This window comes from Pseudomonas sp. NFPP04, assembly GCF_900113815.1.
Lineage (GTDB): Bacteria > Pseudomonadota > Gammaproteobacteria > Pseudomonadales > Pseudomonadaceae > Aquipseudomonas > Aquipseudomonas extremorientalis.
Genome location: NZ_FOQS01000001.1, coordinates 12,147 through 34,388 on the forward strand (window position 1 = coordinate 12,147; position 22,242 = coordinate 34,388).

At 61.2% G+C, this 22,242-nt stretch carries 17 protein-coding genes and 3 pseudogenes; 12 read left to right on the forward strand and 8 right to left on the reverse strand.

All coding sequences use genetic code 11. From position 1 onward, the window contains the following. Positions 1-77 precede the first annotated feature (77 nt). From BM017_RS00065 to BM017_RS00075, 3 genes are all read right to left on the reverse strand, one after another. Complete coding sequence (locus tag BM017_RS00065; RefSeq protein ID WP_092240508.1) at positions 78-1,247, reverse strand: hypothetical protein; 1,170 nt, start codon at positions 1,245-1,247, stop codon at positions 78-80. Between the two features lie 122 nt (positions 1,248-1,369). After that, on the reverse strand, positions 1,370-3,070 hold the full coding sequence (gene acpA, locus BM017_RS00070; protein WP_092240510.1) for an acid phosphatase: 1,701 nt from the start codon (positions 3,068-3,070) through the stop codon (positions 1,370-1,372). 93 nt (positions 3,071-3,163) lie between these two features. Further along, positions 3,164-3,484 (reverse strand): hypothetical protein, encoded by a 321-nt coding sequence (locus tag BM017_RS00075; protein WP_092240512.1) that lies wholly within the window; start codon positions 3,482-3,484, stop codon positions 3,164-3,166. Between the two features lie 255 nt (positions 3,485-3,739). Here BM017_RS00075 and BM017_RS00080 point away from each other — a divergent pair, with 255 nt between their 5' ends. Both BM017_RS00080 and BM017_RS00085 read left to right on the forward strand, forming a co-directional pair. Further along, entirely contained in the window at positions 3,740-4,030 is a 291-nt protein-coding gene (locus tag BM017_RS00080) for a nucleotidyltransferase family protein (protein WP_076955290.1), read from the forward strand. Continuing rightward, positions 4,027-4,371: pseudogene (locus BM017_RS00085) on the forward strand (DUF86 domain-containing protein). The gene BM017_RS00080 and the pseudogene BM017_RS00085 overlap by 4 nt, the downstream one beginning before the upstream one ends. Before the next feature lie 36 nt (positions 4,372-4,407). Here BM017_RS00085 and BM017_RS00090 read toward each other — a convergent pair. Next, a complete protein-coding gene (locus tag BM017_RS00090; protein ID WP_092240514.1) occupies positions 4,408-5,826 on the reverse strand; it encodes a short-chain fatty acid transporter in 1,419 nt (472 codons plus the stop codon). Between the two features lie 185 nt (positions 5,827-6,011). On the opposite strand from BM017_RS00090, the gene BM017_RS00095 reads away from it, so the two are divergent. The 3 genes from BM017_RS00095 (at position 6,012) to BM017_RS00105 (ending at position 8,735) form a co-directional block, all read left to right on the forward strand. Continuing rightward, entirely contained in the window at positions 6,012-7,316 is a 1,305-nt protein-coding gene (locus BM017_RS00095; RefSeq protein WP_092240516.1) for an MFS transporter, read from the forward strand. 70 nt (positions 7,317-7,386) lie between these two features. After that, positions 7,387-8,523, forward strand: coding sequence for an ImmA/IrrE family metallo-endopeptidase (locus BM017_RS00100; protein ID WP_092240518.1), 1,137 nt, complete (start codon positions 7,387-7,389; stop codon positions 8,521-8,523). Continuing rightward, positions 8,520-8,735, forward strand: a complete 216-nt coding sequence (locus BM017_RS00105; RefSeq protein ID WP_371914414.1) for a DUF4411 family protein — start codon at positions 8,520-8,522, stop codon at positions 8,733-8,735. The genes BM017_RS00100 and BM017_RS00105 overlap by 4 nt, the downstream gene beginning before the upstream one ends. Positions 8,736-8,819: 84 nt before the next feature. On the opposite strand, the gene BM017_RS00110 is transcribed toward BM017_RS00105, so the two are convergent. Beyond that, positions 8,820-10,190 (reverse strand): GntT/GntP/DsdX family permease, encoded by a 1,371-nt coding sequence (locus tag BM017_RS00110; protein ID WP_092240520.1) that lies wholly within the window; start codon positions 10,188-10,190, stop codon positions 8,820-8,822. 242 nt (positions 10,191-10,432) lie between these two features. Between BM017_RS00110 and BM017_RS00115 the strand changes: the two genes are divergently transcribed. The 3 genes from BM017_RS00115 to BM017_RS00125 are packed head-to-tail and all read left to right on the forward strand — an operon-like array spanning position 10,433 to position 15,934. After that, positions 10,433-11,653, forward strand: coding sequence for a TolC family protein (locus tag BM017_RS00115; protein ID WP_092240522.1), 1,221 nt, complete (start codon positions 10,433-10,435; stop codon positions 11,651-11,653). 18 nt (positions 11,654-11,671) lie between these two features. Next, positions 11,672-12,778, forward strand: a complete 1,107-nt coding sequence (locus BM017_RS00120) for an efflux RND transporter periplasmic adaptor subunit (RefSeq protein WP_092240524.1) — start codon at positions 11,672-11,674, stop codon at positions 12,776-12,778. A gap of 18 nt (positions 12,779-12,796) precedes the next feature. Further along, the gene (locus tag BM017_RS00125) at positions 12,797-15,934 is read left to right on the forward strand and encodes a CusA/CzcA family heavy metal efflux RND transporter (RefSeq protein ID WP_092240526.1); all 3,138 of its coding nucleotides are present in this window, start codon (positions 12,797-12,799) and stop codon (positions 15,932-15,934) included. Here the strand turns inward: BM017_RS00125 and BM017_RS00130 are convergent. The 3 genes from BM017_RS00130 to BM017_RS00140 form a co-directional block, all read right to left on the reverse strand. Beyond that, entirely contained in the window at positions 15,849-17,294 is a 1,446-nt protein-coding gene (locus tag BM017_RS00130) for a heavy metal sensor histidine kinase (protein WP_092240528.1), read from the reverse strand. The two genes, BM017_RS00125 and BM017_RS00130, sit on opposite strands and share 86 nt — an antisense overlap. Continuing rightward, positions 17,291-17,965 (reverse strand): heavy metal response regulator transcription factor, encoded by a 675-nt coding sequence (locus BM017_RS00135; RefSeq protein WP_071490997.1) that lies wholly within the window; start codon positions 17,963-17,965, stop codon positions 17,291-17,293. Before BM017_RS00135 ends, BM017_RS00130 begins: the two co-directional genes overlap by 4 nt. Positions 17,966-18,308: 343 nt before the next feature. Then, positions 18,309-19,628: an OprD family porin gene (locus tag BM017_RS00140; protein ID WP_092240530.1), complete on the reverse strand. Its 1,320-nt coding sequence runs from the start codon at positions 19,626-19,628 to the stop codon at positions 18,309-18,311. A 225-nt stretch (positions 19,629-19,853) separates the two neighbouring features. Here BM017_RS00140 and BM017_RS00145 point away from each other — a divergent pair, with 225 nt between their 5' ends. The 4 genes and pseudogenes from BM017_RS00145 (at position 19,854) to BM017_RS00155 (ending at position 22,238) form a co-directional block, all read left to right on the forward strand. Beyond that, a complete protein-coding gene (locus BM017_RS00145) occupies positions 19,854-20,186 on the forward strand; it encodes a DUF2790 domain-containing protein (protein ID WP_092240533.1) in 333 nt (110 codons plus the stop codon). Between the two features lie 196 nt (positions 20,187-20,382). After that, positions 20,383-21,069, forward strand: a pseudogene (locus tag BM017_RS29550) (PAS domain-containing protein); the annotation flags it as partial. Positions 21,070-21,177: 108 nt separating this feature from the next. Beyond that, positions 21,178-21,609: pseudogene (locus tag BM017_RS29555) on the forward strand (methyl-accepting chemotaxis protein); the annotation flags it as partial. A 53-nt stretch (positions 21,610-21,662) separates the two neighbouring features. Further along, complete coding sequence (locus tag BM017_RS00155; RefSeq protein WP_092240537.1) at positions 21,663-22,238, forward strand: flavin reductase family protein; 576 nt, start codon at positions 21,663-21,665, stop codon at positions 22,236-22,238. Positions 22,239-22,242 lie beyond the last annotated feature (4 nt).

Here is a 22,242-nt window from a genome sequence, read left to right on the forward strand (position 1 = left end):
GGTTCAAGACTCGCCGAACATGGACCTGATTTCTACTGTCAATGTTGACAGTAGAAATCGGCTGTTTTTTGTGCAATTTACAACACCGGCGCGCTGATCGTCGGGAGTGGTGCCGCATTGCGCAGCTGTTTCAATTGGGTCTTGATGGTTGGCGTGGCGCATTTGGCATTCGCATCTTCCGGGGATAGATTGCGCACCGAGGTGTAGAACAGTTCGCACGTCTGCTCCTTGCGGGTGACTTGCCAGGTAGTCGTGCACGCCTTGAGCAGTACGTTCGGATCGCTCGCGGGTTTCTGGCCCATCCCGGCCTGCCAGCAGGCGGCGCTGAGATCCTGGCCCATCACCTTCAAACCGGCTTCGTCGGCTTTCTGCTCGTTGCCGTCGTAGGTGTCGGGGCTCGCCGCATACCAGATGTAACTGGGGTGGTTGGCACCCAACACCGAAACAGTTTGGCCTGCGGCGGGGCTGATCTGCGCCAGGCCCAGCACTGCCACGGTCTGCCCGTATTGTTGCTTGATCCAGCTGCGCACCGGCGCGCCGAACGCCACCATGGGCAATGCCCCTTTGGCGGACAGGCTCAACTCCCGGACCATGCGCGTCTGGTAATCGGTGAAGTAGCTGTAGACGGTTTCCAGGTCCTTGCCCGCATTGGACGGCGCGGCGATGGGGGCGATATCGATGATGGTCTGGTAGGCCGGCGTTTCGGTGGCCGGGATGCCATTCTCCGTGAGCAAGGTGGCCCAGCGGTCGGTGGTGGCCGATTCAAGGTAGTCCTGGGCCTGGGTCAGCGAGTATTCCGGCGGGAAGTGCAGCAGCTCGATGCTCTTTCGATTGTCCAGGGCCATGCCCAGCGGCAGGAACAGGTACCAGTTGTAGGCCCACTTGCCATCGCTGTTGAGCTTGCTCGCGCCTTGATAGGCCAGGTCAGCGGTATTGAGCAAGCTGGTCAGCGGTTGGCCATAATTGTCCGGCACGCCGCTGAAGGTCGCCGAAACCTGCCCGTCATGGGTTTTGACGCTGACTTTCGCCCGGGTGTACCCATCCCGTTGCAGGCTCTGATTCAGGTAATGCTCGGCAGTCTGTTCCAGCGTCCAGGGTCGAAAGCAGATTACGTTACAGTTGTTGGGGAAAGCGAACAGCTTGGTCACACGCTGCGTGCTCCCCAGCGGTACATCGACATCGGCCTGTACGACCGCACTCGCCATCAGTGCGGCCAGGGTGAAGGACAGCCTGGTTGGTTTGAACATTGTTATTTCCTTGTCAGCGAAAGCCCGTCTGCGCGGGGTGAAAGCCCACCTCCACACAGTAGCGGCTGACCAGGAAAACCGCGTGCTAATTCAACGGGCATGTCGCTATTGGATAAGAAAACCTACACGCTGAACTGCAAAGCGTTGCTCAAGTCGCCCATGGGTTTCTGACCGCGGGCGATCATCGCGTCATCGCGCTGCTTGAGGCCGTCCAGAGTCTCGAGCTGGAACACCCGTGTGATCAAGCGCAGGATCGACCCGGTGTCGTATACCGTATGGTCCACCGTGCCTTTGCGGGCGAACGGCGACACCACCAGCGCCGGAATCCGCGTGCCAGGCCCCCAGCGGTCGCCCTTTGGCGGTGCCACGTGGTCCCACCAGCCGCCGTTTTCGTCGACGGTCACCACCACCACCATGTTTTTCCACTGCGGACTCTCTTGCAGCACCTTCAAGGCACGGGCGATATGGCGGTCGCCAGACGCCACGTCGGCATAGCCCGCGTGCATGTTCAGGTTGCCCTGGGGTTTGTAGAAGGTCACGGCGGGCAACTGGCCGGTCTGGGCGTCGGCGAAGAACTTGTTGGTGCTCGACTCGTCCCCCAAACCGGCATCGCGCAGGCGTTTGTCGCGCTCGACGCGGTTCTGGGGGCCCTGCTGCTTGAAATAGTTGAACGGCTGGTGGTGATACTGGAAGTTCGGGATTTTTGGAATACCGCCCGAATCCTTGAACTGGTCCAGCGTCGCTTGCCAGGCGCCGGCGTACCACGCCCAGTCGACGTTCTTCTTCGACAGCTTGTCGCCGATGTGTTCGTGGGTTTGCGGCACCAGCACGTTGGGCAGGTCAGGCTTGGAATAGTCCGGGTTTTCCGGGTCGCGGATCCAGGTCGGCCAGTACGGCGGAGCCAGGGTGTTCACGCCGTAGCCATCCGGGGTCAGCGCGCTGGGGCCGAACTGCGGCGGGCCGGTCATCGCGCTGGCGGGGGACTTGTCCAGGGGCTTGAGGCGCGGGTCGGTGGGGTCATCGCTTTGCAGCGTGGCGATCTGCGCCTTGGCCACTGATTGCGCGGCATTCGGGTAAAACGGCGCGGTGGCGCTGATCAGGTATTGATGGTTGAGGAACGAGCCACCAAACGCCCCCTGGAAGAAGTTGTCGCAGAGCACAAACTCCTTGGCCACGTCCCACAGGCGCAGGGAATAACGGCTCTGGGCGTAATGGCCCATCACCAGGCCGCCGGAGTCGGCCCAGGCGACGAAGTTGTCGTTCTTGCCGCCGTTGATCTGCATCTGGTTCTGGTAGAACACGTGCCACAGGTCACGGGTGACCAGGCTCAGCGGCAGGTCTTCGGCGTTCGGGCCCTTGAGGGCGAAGGGCGCGTTGGGCAGGTTTTCCTGGAATTGCACTTCGCTGGGGTAGGTCACCCCGTCCACCGTTTGCGGGCCGACTTGCAGCACACCACCCCAGGTTGGAGGTAGGGTCGTCAGCAGGCTGCCATCGCGGTCACGCTGCTGCGTGTCAGCGGCGGATAGCGCCGACAGCGGTTTCTCAACACCCGGGAAGTCCGCAAACAGGTTGTTGAAACTGCGGTTTTCGGCGTAGATCACCACCACGGTTTTCACCTGCTCACGCAAGGCCTTGTCCAACTCTTGCGGCGTCAGCGGCCGCGCCACTGGTTTACCCGGTGCTTCGCTGGTATTGCCGCAGGCACTCAAGGTTGCGCCAACCCCCAGCACCGCCGCGCCCCCCAGGAAACGCCGACGGCTGGTGTCGACTGGCGGTTGGGCTGCGGAATCGGGGGAAGGGCGGTCTTCGTGCTCGTCGCTCATTGCGGGGAGTCCTTGGCGAGGTGTTGCAAGATATTTCGCAGGACGGTAGCAATGCAATGTGACGGAACGAAGACAGTGATTTGAATCAGCGGATCACAGCAGGCGCAGCGCCAACTCGCTGCCGGCGCGCAAGTACTCCACCTGCGCCGTCACCGCGTCCTTGACGATGGCCTCGCCTGTGTCGGTCAGCCTGGCCTTCTTTGCATCGACAACAGTGGTCTGCAACAACTGCATGGCCACGTCGATCGATTTCTGGAAGGCGGTCACGTTGTTGTGCAGGCCGAACTCCTTGATCACCGCGTCCATGCGGCGATCTGCGTCGTCGCGCAAGGTCCTGTATTCAGCGACTGAAACGTTGCCGTCCTGGTAAATATCAGTGATCAACTCTTCCAGTGATTTGGATAGGGGTGTCATCGGAGTTCCTTGTTGCTAGGTGAGTAGGAGTCCGAGTCAGGTTAATCAAAGGTATTGGTGGGTGAAGCCAGAGATTGCCATTCATCCGCGTGAGATAAGCCCACGCGTTCGATCAGACATGTGCCGTGTTTATAAGGATCAAATGTTTGGGCAGTATCGAGTCTCTTGGTAACACCGCAAAGCGCCGTATGCATGTGTCTACAGACGGTCAGCGCTGCTAGACTGGACCTGCAATGGATACCACTGAGGTGAACCGTGAAACCTTCAACCGCCCTTGACCTACAGCGAGCCGCCGTCAGAGAAGTGGTAGGCCGTTTTCGCATCTCAAATCCGAGAGTATTTGGGTCTGTATTACTGGGTACCGACCAAGAGGGCAGCGATCTGGATTTGCTGGTCGATGCTCCGCCGGGAACCACTCTTTTTGATCTTGGTGGGCTGCAGGTAGAACTTGAGGATCTGCTTGGCGTAAATGTGGATTTACTGACGCCGGCCGATTTGCCTTTGACGTTTCGCGCAAAAGTCTTGGCCGAGGCGCGGCCGGTATGACAACGAACCGTCTTGAGGATTATCTGAGTCACATCCGCAGAGCTGCCACTGATGCGATCACCTTTGTTGATGGCTTGGGTAAAGAGGTTTTTCTGGAAGACAAGCGTACTCAGCAAGCGGTGATCATGAGCCTGATCATCATTGGTGAAGCTTCGACGAAAATCATGGACCAGTATCCGGATTTTGCGTGAAGTCACCCGCAAATCACATGGCGTAGCATGCGCGGAATGCGCAACCGAATCGCCCACGGCTATTTCGATATCAACCTTGATGTGGTTTGGGACACGATCCAGAGCGCCCTGCCTGATCTATTGGAATGTTTTCCTGTTGCGCCTGAATGAAGCACCTGTTGCAGCAACAGATGCTTCATCCATTGGTCAGGGCATTACCGGCGGCAAATACTTCAACGTTGTCCCCAGCGCCCACAGCAGGAACAACACCAGCGGCGTGTGCACCAGCAACTGCACGAACGAAAAGCCAATCAGGTCCCGCGCTTTGAGCCCCAACACCCCCAGCAGCGGCAGCATATAGAACGGGTTGATCAGGTTCGGCAGCGCCTCGGCGGCGTTGTAGATCTGCACCGCCCAACCCAGGTGGTATTGCAGGTCATTGGCCACTTGCATCACGTATGGCGCTTCGATGATCCACTTGCCGCCGCCCGACGGGATAAAGAAGCCCAGCACCGCCGAATACACGCCCATCAGCAGCGCGTAGGTGTCGTGGGAGGCGATGGAGGTGAAGAAGGTGGAGATATGGTGCGCCAGGGTCTGGCCGTCGCCACCCTTGACCACGGTCATCAGCGCGGCGATCGAGCCGTACAGCGGGAACTGGATCAGCACGCCGGTGGTGGTCGGCACCGCACGCGCCACCGCATCGAGGAAGCTGCGCGGGCGCCAGTGCAGCAGGGCGCCGGTCATGATGAACAGGAAGTTATAGGTGTTCAGCCCTGAAATGGCACTGATCGCCGGTTTGGTCGAGAACTCATGGAACAGCCAGCCGGCCGCCAGCAATGCCAGCAGAATGGTCAGCAAGGGGCTGTGCTCGAGCCACTCACCCGGGCGGGCGGGGGCTTGCAGTTTGGGCAGGTTGAACGCCGGGTCGACCCCACAGGCCTTGGCATCGCGGGCGCTGTTCGGGCCGGGTGCGGTGGCGTAGGCGATGATCAGCGACACCACGATCAATGCCAGCAACAGCACGCCGGATTGCCACAGGAAGATGGTGTCGGTGAACGGGATTACTCCCGTGATCGACAGAATCGACGGCGGCAGGCTGGCCGGGTTGGCCTGCAACTGTGCCGCCGATGACGACAACCCCAACGCCCACACGGCGCCGAGCCCCAGATACGCCGCCGCACCGGCAGCACGGTAATCCATGCGCAGATCCGTGCGACGCGCCAGCGCCCGCACCAGCAAACCGCCAAACACCAGGGACAAGCCCCAGTTCAGCAACGAGGCGACCATCGAGATCAGCGCCACCCAGGCCACGGCCGAGCGGCCATTCTTTGGGATACGCGCCAGGCGGTCGATCAGTTTCACGGCGGGCGGCGAGCTGGCGACGACATAACCGCCGATCACCACGAAGGCCATCTGCATGGTGAACGGGATCAGGCTCCAGAACCCATCACCAAAGGCCTTGGCGGCCTCGGTCGGTGCGGCGCCCATACCCAGGGTCGCCACGGCAACGATGATCACCGCAAGGGCGGCGAATACCCAGGAGTCTGGAAACCAGCGCTCGGCGAAATTGGAACAACGCAGGGCAAATCGGGCATAGCGGCTTTCTTCGATAGCATCGGCCATGAGTCTTTCCTCTTATAGTTATTAGGGTGCAGGCGATTTTCCGGCATGTTCCGCTACGGCCATTGATATGGGAATGCAGTTATCTTCATCGATCCATGAGGAAAACAAATATATCTGTCGCGATTGCCATCATTGGGCTCAGCTCATAACCTGCACGCCATTTTGTTTGTCTGCCGAGCCTCCACATGACTGCCACCTTTCCTACGCAGGCGCAGCGTTTTTCCCGCTCCGACTACAAAACCCTGGGCCTGGCCGCCCTCGGCGGTGCCCTGGAAATCTACGATTTCATCATCTTCGTGTTTTTCGCGCTGACCTTGAGCCAGCTGTTCTTCCCGCCGGAAATGCCTGAGTGGCTGCGCCTGCTGCAAAGCTTCGGCATCTTTGTCACCGGCTACCTGGCGCGCCCGCTGGGCGGCATCCTGATGGCGCACTTCGCCGATCACCTGGGACGCAAGCGCGTGTTCAGCCTGAGCATCCTGATGATGGCCTTGCCCTGCCTGCTGATCGGGATCATGCCGACCTACGCGCAAATCGGTTACTTCGCCCCGCTGATCCTGCTGGTGCTGCGCGTGCTGCAAGGTGCGGCGGTCGGCGGTGAAGTGCCCAGCGCCTGGACCTTCGTCGCCGAACACGCGCCGCCCCACCATCGCGGCTATGCCCTGGGCTTCCTGCAAGCCGGCCTGACCTTCGGCTACCTGCTCGGCGCCCTCACCGCCACGCTGTTGGCGCAGGTCTTCACCCCCGCAGAAATCCTCGACTACGCCTGGCGCTTCCCATTCCTGCTCGGCGGTGTGTTCGGCGTGATCGGCGTGTGGCTGCGCCGCTGGCTCAGCGAAACCCCGGTGTTCCTCGAAATGCAGGCCCGCCGCCAGGCTGCCGCCGAACTCCCGCTGCGTACCGTGCTGCGTGACCATCGCGCGGTGTTGCTGCCCGCGATGATCCTCACCTGTGTGCTCACCTCCGCTGTGGTGGTGCTGGTGGTCATCACCCCGACCATGATGCAGAAAACCTTCGGCATGAGCCCCAGCCATACCTTCGCCTTGAGCGCGTTGGGCATCGTGTTCCTGAACATCGGCTGCGTCCTGGCCGGCCTGCTGGTGGACCGCATCGGCGCCTGGCGCGCGGTGCTGGTCTACAGCCTGATGCTGCCGGTGGGGATTGCGGTGCTGTACGCCAGCCTGATCAACGGCGGGATCTGGCTGGGCGCGGCATATGTCGTGGCGGGCCTCAGTTGCGGCGTAGTCGGCGCGGTGCCGTCGGTGATGGTCGGCCTGTTTCCGGCGCAGGTGCGGGTGTCGGGGATTTCCTTTACCTACAACATTGCCTACGCGCTGTGGGCGAGTACCACGCCGCTGCTGCTGATTGCGTTGATGCCGACCAGCCCGTGGATCTGCGTGGGGTATTGCGTGGTGATGGGGGCGGTGGGGGTGGGGAGTGTGGCGTTGTTTGGAAAACAGCATGCCGTGGATGCTGTTACAAATGCCACGTAGGGCCATCAATTGACCGGATTTGCCGCCGTTTCTATAGTCCTGGCCACCCCTGAGCAGCATTCAGAACCTTATGAACCAGACGGCTTTTATCAATCCCGCCATCCTTTCCTGGTCTCGCCAGCGGGCGGGTTTGTCTGAGGCAAAGGTTGCCAAAAGTCTCACGGTGCATCTGGGGCGTGTCAGGGAGTGGGAAGTAGGTCAGAGCCTTCCTACGTTTAACCAAGCGCAAAAATGGGCCGTTATTGCACATATCCCTTTTGGTTTTCTTTTCCTCAAGGTTCCGCCGCAGGATCATCTATCTATCCCCGATCTGCGTACTGGGGAGGGTGTTTTTCCTGACAAACCCAGCTTGAATCTAATAGACACCGTGATAGACGTGCTCCGTAAACAAGACTGGTATTTGGAGTACTTGCAGGACCACGAGCGTTCTCCGCTGCCTTTCGTGGGAAGTTTCAGCAGTCGTTCGCCCATCAAGGACGTGGTTGCAGATATTCGTCGCGTCCTCGGTGTGACGGATGACTTTGCCCGTATGAGCTATGAGGACTATTTCAGGGCCTTGGTAAGTGGCGCCGAGGACGCTGGCATTCTCGTCATGCGCAGCGGTGTTGCCATGGGAAACACCCACCGAAAACTTGATGTGAGTGAGTTTCGAGGATTTGCGATCAGCAACGCGATGGCTCCCGTGGTGTTCATCAACAGTGCGGACGCACCCACGGCGCGGCTTTTTACATTGATGCATGAGCTGGCGCATATCTGGATTGGCAGCACGGGTGTCTCCGATGGCAACAGTCACAGTGCCCGCCAGGAAGAAGCTTTTTGCAATGCTGTCGCGGGAGAGTTCTTGGCGCCGGAGCTGGTTTTTCGGGGGCACTGGGATTCGAATATTCACTGGGAAGGAAACCTGGCTCCCTTGGCCGGACGCTTTCGCGTCAGCACTTTGGTGATTGCCCGTCGTGCCCGTGATCTTGGCTACATCAGCAGTGATGAATATGGCGCCTATTACCGTCGTATCTTGCAGGCGTATCGAGATAAGGACGGCAGTGGAGGGGACTACTACCGCACCGCGGCAATCAGAAACAGCACCCGTTTGAGCAAGGCTGTTCTGGCAGAAGCGCAGAGCGGGCGGATTCTGCTGCGAGAAGCGGGGAAACTGCTGGGTGTGCAGCCTGCCAAGTTGAAGACTTATGGGATGAAACTATCGGCATGAAGCATCTATTGGATTCGAACACGCTGATCGAGGCCAAGAACCGCTATTACGCAATGACGGTTTGCCCAGGTTACTGGGCATGGATTCTTCAACAACACCAGGCTTTGGAGATTGCCAGTATCGTGCCGGTCAGGGTCGAACTCGCCAGGGGCAATGACGATTTGACCCAATGTTTGCTCACTGTTCGGTGTGCCTTACATGAATACATTTGAGTTGCTTGGCAAGCTCGATGCTCGTTTTGTTTTGCATCAGTAAAACCATTGAGGGGAAGAGCTCTTCCCCTCAGTACGGCGTTTTTAGGTCAGGAAATGCCAAAGCACCAGCGTCCCCGCCAGACCGACGACTGAAACAATCGTCTGCAACACCGACCACACCCAGATCGTTTGCTTCAGTTGCAAGCCGAAGTACTCACGCACCATCCAGAACCCGGCGTCGTTGACGTGGCAGAAGAACACCGAGCCGGCGCCGATAGCCAGCGCGACCAACGAGCTTTGCGTCACCGCCAACCCGGCCATCATCGGCGCGAGAATGCCCGCCGTCGTGGTGGTGGCGACTGTCGCCGAACCCGTTGCCTGGCGCAGTGCCACCGCGATCAGCCACGCCAGCAGCAGGTACGGCATGTGCGCACCTTCGGCGACCTTGCTGATGGTCTGGCTCACGCCGGCATCCAGCAGGGTTTGCTTGAGGCCGCCGCCGGCGCCGATGGTGAGCAGCAAGACGGCGATGGGGGCTAAGGCTTTGCGCAGGGTGTTGCCCACGTCGGCTCTTGGCATGCCTGCGGCCCAGCCCAGGCAGATCACGGCGGCGATCACGGCCAGGCCGAGGGCGATCAGCGGTTCACCGAGGAACTTCAAGGTCAGGCCGACGCTGCTGTCGGCCGGTAGCGCGACCTTGGCCAGCGTGCTGCCCAGCATCAGGATCACCGGTAACAGAATGATCAGCAACGACACGGTAAAGCTCGGCTGGCGCGGCGCCTTGGGCGGGGCGCTGAACAGTGCACCGATGTCCGCCGGTTCATCCACCTGCAGGCGCTTGGACAGCCAGTTGCCATAGATCGGACCAGCCAGGATCACCGCCGGCACCGCCAGGCAGAAACCCAGCAACATGGTCAGGCCGAGGTCGGCGTGCAAGGCGCCTACCGCAATCAGCGGGCCTGGGTGCGGTGGCATCAGAGCGTGCAGGGTGGTCATGCCGGCCAGTGCCGGGATGGCGATTTTCAGCAGTGGCTGGTTCGAACGCTTGGCCATCACAAAGATGATCGGCACCATCATCACCAGGCCCACTTCGAAGAACAACGGCAGGCCGATCACCATCGCCACCAGCGCCATCACCCACGGCAATGACTTGCCCTTGCCCAGCCCGAGCAAGGTGGTGGCAATGCGGTCGGCCGCGCCGGATTCGGCCATCAATGCGCCGAGCATCGAGCCCAGCGCAATGATGATCCCGGCTTCACCGAGGATCGCCCCGGCGCCTTTGCTGAAGGCCTTGGCCACTTCTTCCGGCGGCAGGCCGGCGCCGACACCGGCGATAAAGGTGCCGATCAGGATCGACAGGAATGGCGGCAACTTGGTCGCGCTGATCAGCACGATGATGCTGGCGATGGCCAGCAGTACACAAAACATAAGGCGAGTGTCGTGAACCATCCACGCGGCAGTCGATAACTCCAAGGCGGGACTCCTTATCGAACAGGTTGGGGAAATTGTTTCTTTTTGTTTCCTGCCCGAAAAGCATACCCGATACCGCGCTGGCCAAGTGCTTATGTACCGTTTTGGTGCGATCAGCGGCGGGCGGTCGAAATGCCCGCCGCAGAGCCATTGCTGTCGGATTTGTAATCTTTGCTCCACCGCCCTGATAAGTCGCGGCCGCTACATTGCCTGCGCTTGTACTTCATGGGCGTGGAACTCTCGTTATGGCAATTTCCGTTAGAAAACTCATGGGGGCGGGTGTGTTGTGGCTGGTTGCCGGCGCGGCCCAGGCACAGACCCTCACACTCGATTCAGCCTTGCAGACCGCCTTCGCCAATAACCCTGACCTGGCGGCTGCACAATGGGAAGTCGACATCGCCCAGGGCGGCCGCCAGCAGGCCGGGTTGATCCCCAACCCGGTGCTCTCCTGGGACGCCGAAGACACCCGTCGCAACTCTCGCACCACCTCCATCAAGCTCAGCCAGGCCCTGGAGTTGGGCGGCAAGCGTGGTGCACGCATTGACGTGGCCAGCCGTGCCCAGGACGCCGCCGCCCTGACCTTGGAACAGCGCCGCAACACACTGCGCGTCGACGTCATCGACAACTACTACGGCGCGCTGCGTGCCCAGGAACGCCTCGACCTGGCGCAGCGTTCCATGGCCGTGGCCGAGCGCGGCCTGGGCGTTGCCAATGGTCGCGTCACGGCGGGCAAAGCGTCGCCGGTAGAGGCAACCCGTGCGCAGGTGCAACTATCGGAAATGCGCCTGGAATTGAACCGCGCACAGGTCGGCCTCACCGACGCCTATCGCCGCCTGGCCGCCAGCACCGGCAGTGCCGGCGCGGATTTCCAGGCGGTCGCTACACCGTCCCAATCCACACCGCCCCTGCCGCCGCTTGCACAGTTGTTGACGCGCCTTGAGCAGACCACTGAACTGCGCCTGGCCGAGCTGAACATCCTGCAAAACGAAGCCAGCGTCGGCCTGGAAAAAGCCCAACGCATTCCCGACCTCGATGTGTCCATCGGCAGCCAGTACGACGCCAGCGTGCGCGAGCGCGTGAACCTGGTGGGCGTGTCGATGCCGATCCCGCTGTTCAACCGCAATCAGGGCAACGTGCTCGCCGCCACCCGCCGCGCCGACCAGGCCCGTGACCTGCGCAACGCCACCGAACTGCGCCTGCGCACTGAAACCCGCCAGGCGCTGGACCTGTGGCAAACCGCTAATACCGAAGTGCGCGCGTTCAACCAGCAGATCCTGCCCGCCGCGCAAAGTGCAGTGGACAGCGCCACCCGTGGTTTCGAGATGGGCAAGTTCAGCTACCTCGACGTGCTCGACGCCCAGCGCACCCTGATCGCTGCGCGCACCCAGTACCTCACCGCCACCGCCCAGGCCACTGACGCCTGGGTGCGTATCGAACGGATCTACGGCGACCTCGCCCGGTTTTGATTGTCTTTGGAGTCCTTTATGAACAACCGACACGGTGTGGCACTTGCCATTGCCCTGGGCCTGATGCTGTCCGGCGTTGCCTGGGCCGATGAAGAAGAAGGCACACTCGAACTCACCGAGCAGCAGATCCAGGCCGCTGGCATTCAACTGGCCCAGGCCGAGCCCCGCACCCTTAGCACGATGCTGGTACTCCCGGGCGAGGTGCGTTTCGACGAAGATCGCACCTCCCATATCATCCCGCGTGTGGCGGGTGTGGTGGAGTCGGTCAAGGCCAACCTCGGCCAATCGGTGAAGAAGGGTGAGCTGTTGGCGGTGATTGCCAGCCAGCAGATCTCCGACCAGCGCAGTGAGCTGGCCGCCAGCGAGCGCCGGGTTGAATTGGCGCGTACCACCTTTCAGCGTGAACGCCAGTTGTGGCAGGACAGGATCTCCGCCGAACAGGATTACCTGCTGGCGCGCCAGGCCCTGCAGGAAGCTGAGATTGCCCTGAACAACGCTCGTCAAAAGATGACCGCATTAAGCGGTAGCGCTGTGCTGGTTGGCGGCAATCGCTACGAGTTGCGCGCCCCGTTCGCCGGTGTGGTGGTGGAAAAACACCTGGGTGTCGGTGAAGTCGTCAGCGAAACCAGCAACGCTTTCACCCTCTCGGACTTGTCCCAGGTGTGGGTGACCTTCGGTGTGTTTCCCAAGGACTTGAACAAGGTCCGGGTCGGCAAACCGGTCACCGTCAGCTCCACCGAAATGGGCACCCAAGTGCAGGGCACTGTGGCGTACGTCGGCAACCTGCTCGGTGAGCAGACGCGCACGGCCACCGTGCGCATCAGTGTGCCCAACCCCGATGACGCCTGGCGCCCTGGGCTGTTTGTCAGCGTGCAACTGGCGACGGATTCTTACCAGGCGAAGGTGACCGTCCCGCAGGCCGCGATCCAGACCGTCGAGGACAAACCCTCGGTATTCGTACGTACCCCGGAGGGCTTCATCACCCGTCACCTGGAGCTTGGTGCGAGCGAAAACGGCTACGTCGAAGTGCGCCAGGGCCTCGATGCCGGGGCGCAGGTGGCCACGGTCGGCAGCTTCATCCTCAAGTCCGAACTGGGCAAAGGCTCGGCCGAGCACGCCCATTGATCCTGCGAGTGATTCCCCATGTTTGAGCGCCTTATCCAATTTGCCATCGAGCAGCGCATCATCGTGCTGCTGGCGGTGCTGTTGATGGCCGGTGTCGGCATCGCCAGCTATCAGAAATTGCCCATCGACGCGGTACCTGACATCACCAACGTACAGGTGCAGATCAACTCGGCGGCGGCCGGGTATTCACCGCTGGAAACCGAACAGCGCATCACCTTCCCCATCGAAACCGCCATGGCCGGTTTGCCCGGATTGCAGCAGACCCGTTCGTTGTCGCGCTCCGGGTTGTCTCAGGTAACGGTGATCTTCAAGGACGGCACCGACCTGTTCTTCGCCCGGCAACTGGTCAACGAGCGCCTGCAAGTGGCCCGCGAGCAATTGCCCAGCGGCATCGAAACGGCCATGGGGCCGATTTCCACCGGCCTCGGGGAAATTTTCCTGTGGACCGTCGAGGCCGAGGACGGCGCACGCAAAGACGATGGCACGCCTTACACACCCACCGACCTGCGGGTCATCCAGGACTGGATCATCAAGCCACAACTGCGCAACGTGCCGGGCGTGGCCGAGATCAACACCATTGGTGGCTTCGCCAAGGAGTACCAGATTGCCCCCGACCCCAAGCGCCTGGCGGCCTACAACCTGACCCTGAATGACCTGGTCACGGCGCTGGAGCGCAACAATGCCAACGTCGGCGCTGGCTATATCGAGCGCAGTGGCGAGCAACTGTTGATCCGGGCACCGGGCCAGTTGGCGTCCATCGACGACATCGCCAATATCGTTATCACCAGCTCGGACGGCACACCGATTCGCGTGCGCAATGTGGCCCAGGTCGAGATCGGCCGCGAACTGCGCACCGGCGCCGCCACCGAAAACGGCCGTGAAGTCGTGCTCGGCACGGTGTTCATGTTGATCGGTGAAAACAGCCGCAGCGTGTCCCAGGCTGTGGCGGAAAAACTCGAAGAGATCAACCGCTCGCTGCCCGAAGGCGTGGTGGCGGTCACGGTCTACGACCGCAGCCACCTGGTCGAAAAAGCCATCGCCACCGTGAAGAAAAACCTCTTCGAAGGTGCGTTGCTGGTGGTCGCGGTGCTGTTCCTGTTCCTCGGCAATATCCGCGCTGCGCTGATCACGGCCATGGTGATTCCCCTGGCGATGCTGTTCACTTTTACCGGAATGTTCACCAACAAGGTCAGTGCCAACTTGATGAGCCTCGGCGCGCTGGACTTCGGCATTATCGTCGATGGCGCAGTGGTGATCGTCGAGAACGCCATCCGCCGCCTGGCCCACGCGCAACAGCGTCATGGTCGCCTGCTGACCCGCAGCGAACGCCTGCATGAGGTGTTCGCGGCGGCGAAGGAAGCGCGGCGGGCGCTGATCTTCGGGCAACTGATCATCATGGTGGTGTACCTGCCGATCTTCGCCCTCACCGGGGTGGCCGGGAAGATGTTCCACCCGATGGCGTTTACCGTGGTGATCGCCCTGTTGGGCGCGATGATCCTGTCGGTGACCTTCGTGCCGGCGGCGATTGCGCTGTTCGTCACCGGCAAGGTCAAGGAAGAAGAAAATAGTGTGATGCGCACCGCGCGCCGGGTCTACGCACCGGTGCTGGACTGGGTGATGGCGCGCCGACCGCTGGTGTTCGGCTTGGCCGTGTTGACCATCGTCGCCTCCGGCGTTGTTGCCAGCCGCATGGGCAGCGAGTTTATCCCCAGCCTCAGTGAGGGCGACTTCGCCCAGCAGGCCTTGCGCGTGCCCGGCACCAGCCTGACGCAATCGGTGCAGATGCAGCAGCAACTGGAAAAAACCTTGATGGCCCAGGTGCCGGAAATCCAGCGGGTGTTTGCACGCACCGGCACCGCGGAAATTGCCTCAGACCCGATGCCGCCAAATATTTCCGACAGCTACGTGATGCTCAAGCCGAAGGACCAATGGCCCGACCCGAAGAAGTCCCGGGAAGCGTTAATCGCTGATATCCAGCGTGCCAGTGCGATTGTGCCAGGCAGTGCATACGAGTTGTCGCAGCCGATCCAACTGCGCTTCAACGAACTGATTTCCGGGGTGCGCAGTGATGTGGCGGTGAAGGTGTTCGGCGATGACATGGGCGTGCTCAACACCACCGCCGGGGAAATCGCCGAGACCTTGCAGACGCTTGATGGCGCCTCGGAAGTGAAGGTTGAGCAGACGTCCGGCCTGCCGGTGCTGACCATCAATATCGACCGCGACAAGGCTGCGCGCTTTGGCCTGAATGTGGGCGATGTGCAGGACACCATTGCCGTCGCTGTCGGTGGGCGCCAGGCCGGTACGTTGTATGAAGGTGACCGGCGTTTCGACATGGTCGTGCGTTTGTCCGACGCGTTGCGCACCGATATCGACGGGCTGTCTCGGCTGTTGATTCCGGTGCCGGGTAATGCGGCTGGCCAGTTGGGGTTTATCGCCTTGTCCCAGGTCGCCAGCCTGGACCTGGTGCTCGGCCCGAACCAGATCAGCCGCGAGAATGGCAAGCGCCTGGTGATCGTCAGCGCCAACGTGCGGGGCCGGGATATCGGCTCGTTTGTCGAGGAGGCCGAGGCTGCCTTGATCGCCCAGGTGAAAGTACCGGCGGGCTACTGGACCACCTGGGGCGGCCAGTTCGAACAGTTGAAGGAAGCCTCCGAGCGCCTGCGCATCGTGGTGCCGGTGGCATTGCTGCTGGTGTTCGGCCTGTTGTTCATGATGTTCAACAACCTGAAGGACGGCCTGCTGGTGTTCACCGGGATTCCGTTCGCCTTGACCGGTGGGATCATGGCGCTGTGGCTGCGGGATATTCCGCTGTCGATCTCGGCGGGGGTGGGCTTTATCGCCTTGTCCGGCGTGGCGGTGCTGAACGGCCTGGTGATGATCGCCTTTATCCGCAACCTGCGTGAGGAAGGGCGCTCGTTGTCGATGGCGATCAACGAAGGCGCGCTGACCCGACTGCGTCCGGTGTTGATGACAGCATTGGTGGCGTCCCTCGGGTTTATCCCCATGGCGCTTGCCACCGGCACCGGTGCCGAAGTGCAGCGGCCCTTGGCGACGGTGGTGATCGGCGGGATCATTTCCTCAACATTGCTGACCCTGCTGGTGCTGCCGGCCCTGTATCAGTGGGCCCATCGCAAGGAAGAGGAAACACCAGGCTGAACCGTGTGAACCGGCCCGGCTGGCTGCTGACCTCGGCGTGCCCCTGATGCAGGTGCATGATCGACTGCACAATCGCCAGGCCGAGTCCGGTGCCGCCTTCCGCGCGGGTACGGCTGCTGTCGGCGCGGTAGAAACGTTCGAACAGGTGGGGCAAGTGATGGGCCTCGATACCGCGCCCAGGGTTGCCGACCGACAGCGCCACGCTCCGGTCGTAGCTTTCCACCAGTAGCAACACGCTGGAGTCGCAGGGGGTGTGGCGAATGGCATTGGACAGCAGGTTGGAAATGGCGCGCTGGATCATCAAGCGGTCGCCCGTTACCCAGGCATCGCCGCGCAGGCTCAGGGTCACGTGCTTGTCTTCGGCGCTGAGCGCGAACAGTGCCATCACCCGTTGCGCTTCCTCGGCCAGCGACACCGGGGCAAACCCGGCCCGTGCCGCCGGGTGGCTGACCTGGGCGAGGAACAACATGTCGGAGACGATGCGCGACAGACGCTCCATTTCCTCGGTACAGGATTCCAGGCCGGCCTTGTACTCCGCCGAAGGCCGCTCGCGGGACAGGGTCACCTGGGCCTTGCCCATCAGGTTGGTCAGCGGGGCGCGCAGTTCGTGGGCCAGGTCGTCGGAGAACTGCGACAGCTGCTGCACCCCGGCGTCCAGGCGATGCAGCATGAAATTGATGCCCTGGGCCAATTCGCCGAGTTCCTTGGGCAGGTTGTCCAGGGCCAGGCGATGGGTCAGGTCCTGGGTGCTGACCTTGGCCGCCACCCGGCTGAACTGCTGCAAGGGCGCAAGCCCGCGTTGCACCAGCCACCAGGCGCCCATGCCGATCAGGATCAGCAGCATCGGCAGGGCGATTACCGTGGAGCGCAGGTAGGCACTGAGCAACGCTTCATCATCGGAACGGTCCAGCGACAACAACACGCGTACGTATTCGCCCCCTTGCAGGGGCATCAGGCGCGTCGCACTGAGAATACGATTGCCCTGGCCATCGACCCAGTTCAAATAGGCCAGGTTCTTGCCGGTGGGCACGTCGAGCAACAGCGGTTGCTGGGGCCTGGCGCCGACGCTGAGGAGTACCGGTGCATCGGGCCGTGCGCCGATGATGGTCAGGTAGATATTGTCGTGGCCCATCACCAGGTCCAGCAGTGAATGGGGGCGGTTGGTGATGCGGTGTTCATCGAGGCCTTGGCCGAGGGTATGGGCCAGTTGCTCCATTTTGTTTTCCAGGCCCTTGCGCGCGAGCTTGTCCAATTCGTGGGTCAGGGCCAGGTACGCCAGGGTTGCCAGCAGCAAAACCAGCCCGGCGCCCATCAGGCTGACGGTCAACCCCAGGCGCATCGACAGGCTGCTGGTCTTCATGGCCGCGCCTCCAGCACATACCCCACGCCGCGAATGGTGTGGATCAACTTCACCTCGCTCTGGTCATCGACCTTGGCGCGCAGGCGGCTGATGGAGACCTCCACCACATTGGTGTCGCAGTCAAAGTTCATGTCCCACACCAGCGAGATGATCTGCGTGCGGGTCATCACCTCGCCGGACTGGCGCATCAGCACATGCAGCAGGGCGAACTCCTTGGTGGTCAGGTCGATCCGGCGGTTGCCGCGGTAGGCGCGATGCCGGCGCGGGTCCAGTTCCAGGTCCGAGACGCGCAGCACGTCCGGCACCGGGATGTGCTCGCTGCGCCGTAGCAACGTACGCACGCGAGCGAGCAGTTCGGGAAACTCAAAGGGTTTGACCAGGTAATCATCGGCACCCATGTCCAGGCCCTTGATCTTGTCGGCCAGCCGACCGCGTGCGGTCAGCATCATCACGCGCTGATTGCCGTCGCGGCGCAGTTGCTCCAGCACTTCCCAACCGTCGGTGTTGGGCAGGTTCACATCAAGGATCACCAATTCGTAGCTGTGCTGCCGGGCCAGGTGCAGGCCATCGATGCCGCTGGCGGCGCAATCGACGACATAACCGCTTTCGGTCAGGCCTTGCTGCAGGTAGTCGGCGGTTTTTTGCTCGTCCTCAACCACAAGGATACGCATGGGGAGTTACCTTTAAAGAAAACGAAAAGGGCATGGCCTCATGGCGAGGCGGGGGAGGCTGTAGGAAAACTCTGGACCGTGAAGTAGCTTTAGGGTCAAGCCATGTCAGACAGGTGCGACGATTCGTCACTGAGCCTGCACACAAAAAAAACGCCCCTACCGGGGCGCAAAAATTCATCTCTGTTCCAAAGGAGCTACACGAAAGCCGCAGAGATGAGAGGTGTTCGGTGTGCAGTGTAGAAAGTGCAACTTAACGAGAAGGTGAGACCAATATTACAGTTCTGACAGACTTCAACCTGTGAAGAGATGTAGCGCATCGGCAAGTGAATGTAATTGGCCTACCTTAAAGCACCGCAATGGGGTACTCGATAATCAGCCGAACTTCTTCCAAGTCCGACTCGAATGCACTTGAGCGCACGGTCGCCTGGCGCAGCCGCAGTGATAAATCCTTCAAGTTTCCACTTTGCACCACATATTTGGCCTCGATATCCCGCTCCCAGCGGCGTTGGTCGGTCAGTGGGGCGCCGGCTGCATCGCGACGCATGTACACCGCGTTGGCGTTGCTGTAATCGGCGCCAGTGCCTTTGCCGTAGCGGGTCATGAACGACAGGCCGGGGATGCCGAATGCCTGCATGTCCAGGTCATAGCGCACCATCCATGAGCGTTCCTTGGGCGAGTTGAAGTCGCTGTACTGGATCGAGTTGTTGAGGAAGATCGAGTCGGACTGGCGCAGGTAGTCGAAGTCGTCATCACCGTTGTTGCGCTGGTGGGAGAGGGCCAGGCTGTGGGCGCCGACCTTCACTCCGAGCCGGGCGCTCCAGATGGCATTATCGAATTCACCGAGCTTTTTCCGGCCCTCGTCCACCGCCTTGTAGTAGTTGACGTCGCCGAACAGCGAGACATCTTCACCCAGCGGATAGCTGACGGCGCTGCCGACGTAGTACTGGTCCCAGGCATCTTTCAAGCGGCTGCCGTAAAGGCTGACGCTGAGGTGTTGGTTGACGGTGTAATCACCGCCGAAATAACCGACCCAGGGCGAGTCGACCGGGCCTGCGTAAAAGGTCGCGAAGCCTTTGTTCATGCCGCTTTCGCTCGGTTGGCTCATGCCGCTCAAGCGCCCGCCTTGCAGGGTCAGGCCCTCGAGGCTGGTGTTCTGTGCGGTCACGCCACGAAAACTTTCCGGCAACACGCGTGAATCGCCGTAGGCCACGACGGGGGTCAGCGGGAATACGTCGCCGGCCTTGATGACGGTATTCAGCATGCGCAGTTTCGCGGCGCCGCCGACTTTACTGTAGGTGTCCTCGGGGTGGTTTTCGCTGTCCACCGGCTGCACGCCGAACGAGCCTTTGCCGCCGCTGCGGCCGGTGCCCGAGTCCAGCTTTATGCCGACCATGGCAAACGCATCCACGCCAAAGCCAACGGTGCCTTGGGTAAAACCAGATTCGAAGCGGCCGATCAAACCCTGTGCCCAGGCCTCTGAATAGCCATTGCCGGTGGGGCTGGACTGGCCTTTGCGATCATCGCGGTTGAAGTAAAAATTACGCGCCAGCACATTGACGCGGCTGCCTTCGATAAAGCCCTCGGGCGGGTCCTCCACGGCCACGGCAGCCAGCGGGAAAGCGGCGCACAGTGAAAGGGGAAGGCTGTAGTGACGGATACGCATGGTTCGCTCCTGGTGCTTGGCAGTTTCAGCTTCTTATGAGAGCGGGCGTTCTTATTGATCTGGCCCGGGCTGATAGTTGCAAACCGCAGATAACGAAGAAGTGGCACGAAGATTACAATTCTGGAAACTCACACTTATCTAACAAATAAGTAATGCTCTGGTGAAGTTTGCGTCAGGGTCAGTTGGTTAGTCTGCGCACTGAATCTTTCAGTCGAGGAACTAATCATGAAGTTTTATAAAGTCGCGCTGGGTGTTTTAACCGCCATCCTGTCGTTCGGTGCGTTGGCCGAAGGTGGGGGGGACCGTACGTTCGCACTGATGATGGAGCGCAATGAAAAAGCCATGGCCGAGTACGCCGCCAAAAAGGGCAAGCCGGCGCCCGAGGTGCAGGCGTATCGCTATGGCATGAAGCTGGACATCGCCAAGGTGGTCAACGTCACGCCGCCGATCCGCTCGTGCAACGCGGTGCCGTCGCGCATGACCTATGAAGACTCCAGCGGCAAGCTCAAGACCCTTGAGTATCAAGTGATGGGCGTGTGCCGAAACAACGGCAGCTGATGTGGCCGAAAAAATACTTGGGCGAGGGCCTCAAGCTCGCTTAAGAAAATGCCGGCAGCGCCGATGCAGGTCGGATTCATCTCCCTCATTTGATCCTCGGTGCCCCATGTTCAACACCCGTTTGAAGCAGGAGCTGTCGGCTCTTCGCGAAGAGTTGTCCAGCTTGAATCAGGTCAAGGAGAGCCTGGAAAGTGAAATGCTGTGCCTGACGCTGGACGCCGAAGGCCGGGTGGAATGGGCCAATGCCAACTTCCTGCAGGAGCTGGCCTACCAGAGTGGCCAACTGCTGGGGCGTGCGATCGAAGACCTGGAGCCGGCCCACGTGCGCAGGGATGAGTTCCAGCAACGCTTCAAGAACGCCCTGGTGCGCGGCGAGCATTTCGCCGGCACCGTGCGCCTGATGCGGGGCAATGGCCAGGAAGCCTGGCTGCGTTCGATTCTGCAGCCGGTGCGCAGCTCCGAGGGGCGCATCAAGCATTTTTCGATTTATTCCAGCGACCTCACCCGCACCATCGAGGCTTCCCGCGAGCATGAAAACCTCATGAACGCGCTGGTGCGCTCTACCGCCGTGATCGAGTTCGACCTCGGCGGGCACGTGCTGAGCGCCAATGACCGTTTCCTCGGGGGCATGGGTTACAGCCTGGCGCAGATCCAGGGCAAACATCACCGGATATTCTGCGAGCCAGAGGAATACAACAGCACCGAGTACCAGGACTTCTGGAAGCGCTTGAACGCCGGTGAGTTCGTCGCGGCACGCTTTAAACGGGTCGACAGCCATGGCCGCGTGGTGTGGCTGGAAGCGACCTACAACCCGGTGCTGGACGCCAATGACCGGTTGTACAAAGTGGTCAAGTTCGCCACGGTGATCACCGACCAGGTCAACCAGGAACAGGCGGTCGCCGACGCGGCGAACATTGCCTACAGCACCTCGTTGCAAACCGACAACAGCGCCCAGCGCGGCACCACCGTGGTGACCCAGGCGGTGGATGTGATGCGCGACCTGGCCAGGCACATGCAACAGGCCGGTGACGGTATCGAGGCGCTCAACGCCCAATCCCAAGTGATCGGCACCATCGTCAAGACCATCAGCGGCATTGCCGAGCAGACCAACCTGCTGGCGCTCAACGCCGCCATCGAAGCGGCGCGTGCCGGCGAACAAGGTCGTGGTTTTGCGGTAGTCGCCGATGAAGTTCGGCAGTTGGCCTCGCGTACCAGCAAGGCCACTGAGGAAATTGTCGGCGTGGTCCGTCAGAACCAGGACATGGCCCGCGACGCGGTCGCCCTGATGACCGACGGTCGCCTGCAAGCCGAACAGGGCCTGGCGCTGGCTGCCGAAGCGGGCACGGTGATCGTGGAGATCCAGGACGGGGCGCAGAAGGTGGTCAGCGCGGTGGGCCAGTTCGCCAACCAACTGTCGAGTTGAGCGTAGGGCTTCAGGTATCGTAGGGGCTTTCTGGTATCAAGAGTCGACTGTCCATGAGCCCTACCCACCGTCGCCCCGTCCCGCTGTCCAAGGCCTACCGCTTGCTCAACCACGGCCCTACGGTGCTGGTGAGCGCTGCCCACAACGGCCAGCGCAATATCATGGCCGCGGCCTGGGCCATGCCGCTGGATTTCGAACCGCCGAAGGTAGCGGTGGTGCTGGACAAGGCCACCTGGACCCGCCAACTGCTGGAAGGCGCCGGCACCTTTGTGTTGCAGGTGCCTTGCGCGAGCCAGGCCGACCTTGTGCAAACCGTGGGCAACACCACCGGTGCCGACACGGATAAGTTTGCCGCCTACGGCTTGCACACGTTCCGCGGTGAACACATCGACGCGCCGCTGCTGGAAGGTTGCGTGGCCTGGCTGGAATGCCGACTGCTGCCCGAGCCTCATAACCAGCAGGCCTATGATCTGTTTTTGGGTGAAGTGGTCGCGGCCTATGCCGACGAACGCGTATTCAGCGACGGCCGCTGGCACTTCGAAGGGCATGATGAACTGCGCACCTTGCACCATGTGGCGGGCGGGCATTTTCTCACCATCGGCCAGCCGATTGATGGGCACGCGCTCTAAGCCT

Coding starts and splice junctions, on each gene's coding strand:
- BM017_RS00115 (WP_092240522.1), top strand. CDS start 10,433: ATGGCAATTTCCGTTAGAAAACTCATGGGGGCGGGTGTGTTGTGGCTG.
- BM017_RS00155 (WP_092240537.1), top strand. CDS start 21,663: ATGAGCCCTACCCACCGTCGCCCCGTCCCGCTGTCCAAGGCCTACCGC.
- BM017_RS00090 (WP_092240514.1), bottom strand. CDS start 5,826: ATGGCCGATGCTATCGAAGAAAGCCGCTATGCCCGATTTGCCCTGCGT.
- BM017_RS00140 (WP_092240530.1), bottom strand. CDS start 19,628: ATGCGTATCCGTCACTACAGCCTTCCCCTTTCACTGTGCGCCGCTTTC.
- BM017_RS00105 (WP_371914414.1), top strand. CDS start 8,520: ATGAAGCATCTATTGGATTCGAACACGCTGATCGAGGCCAAGAACCGC.
- BM017_RS00095 (WP_092240516.1), top strand. CDS start 6,012: ATGACTGCCACCTTTCCTACGCAGGCGCAGCGTTTTTCCCGCTCCGAC.
- BM017_RS00130 (WP_092240528.1), bottom strand. CDS start 17,294: ATGAAGACCAGCAGCCTGTCGATGCGCCTGGGGTTGACCGTCAGCCTG.
- BM017_RS00065 (WP_092240508.1), bottom strand. CDS start 1,247: ATGTTCAAACCAACCAGGCTGTCCTTCACCCTGGCCGCACTGATGGCG.
- BM017_RS00135 (WP_071490997.1), bottom strand. CDS start 17,965: ATGCGTATCCTTGTGGTTGAGGACGAGCAAAAAACCGCCGACTACCTG.
- BM017_RS00075 (WP_092240512.1), bottom strand. CDS start 3,484: ATGACACCCCTATCCAAATCACTGGAAGAGTTGATCACTGATATTTAC.
- BM017_RS00125 (WP_092240526.1), top strand. CDS start 12,797: ATGTTTGAGCGCCTTATCCAATTTGCCATCGAGCAGCGCATCATCGTG.
- acpA (WP_092240510.1), bottom strand. CDS start 3,070: ATGAGCGACGAGCACGAAGACCGCCCTTCCCCCGATTCCGCAGCCCAA.
- BM017_RS00145 (WP_092240533.1), top strand. CDS start 19,854: ATGAAGTTTTATAAAGTCGCGCTGGGTGTTTTAACCGCCATCCTGTCG.
- BM017_RS00120 (WP_092240524.1), top strand. CDS start 11,672: ATGAACAACCGACACGGTGTGGCACTTGCCATTGCCCTGGGCCTGATG.
- BM017_RS00100 (WP_092240518.1), top strand. CDS start 7,387: ATGAACCAGACGGCTTTTATCAATCCCGCCATCCTTTCCTGGTCTCGC.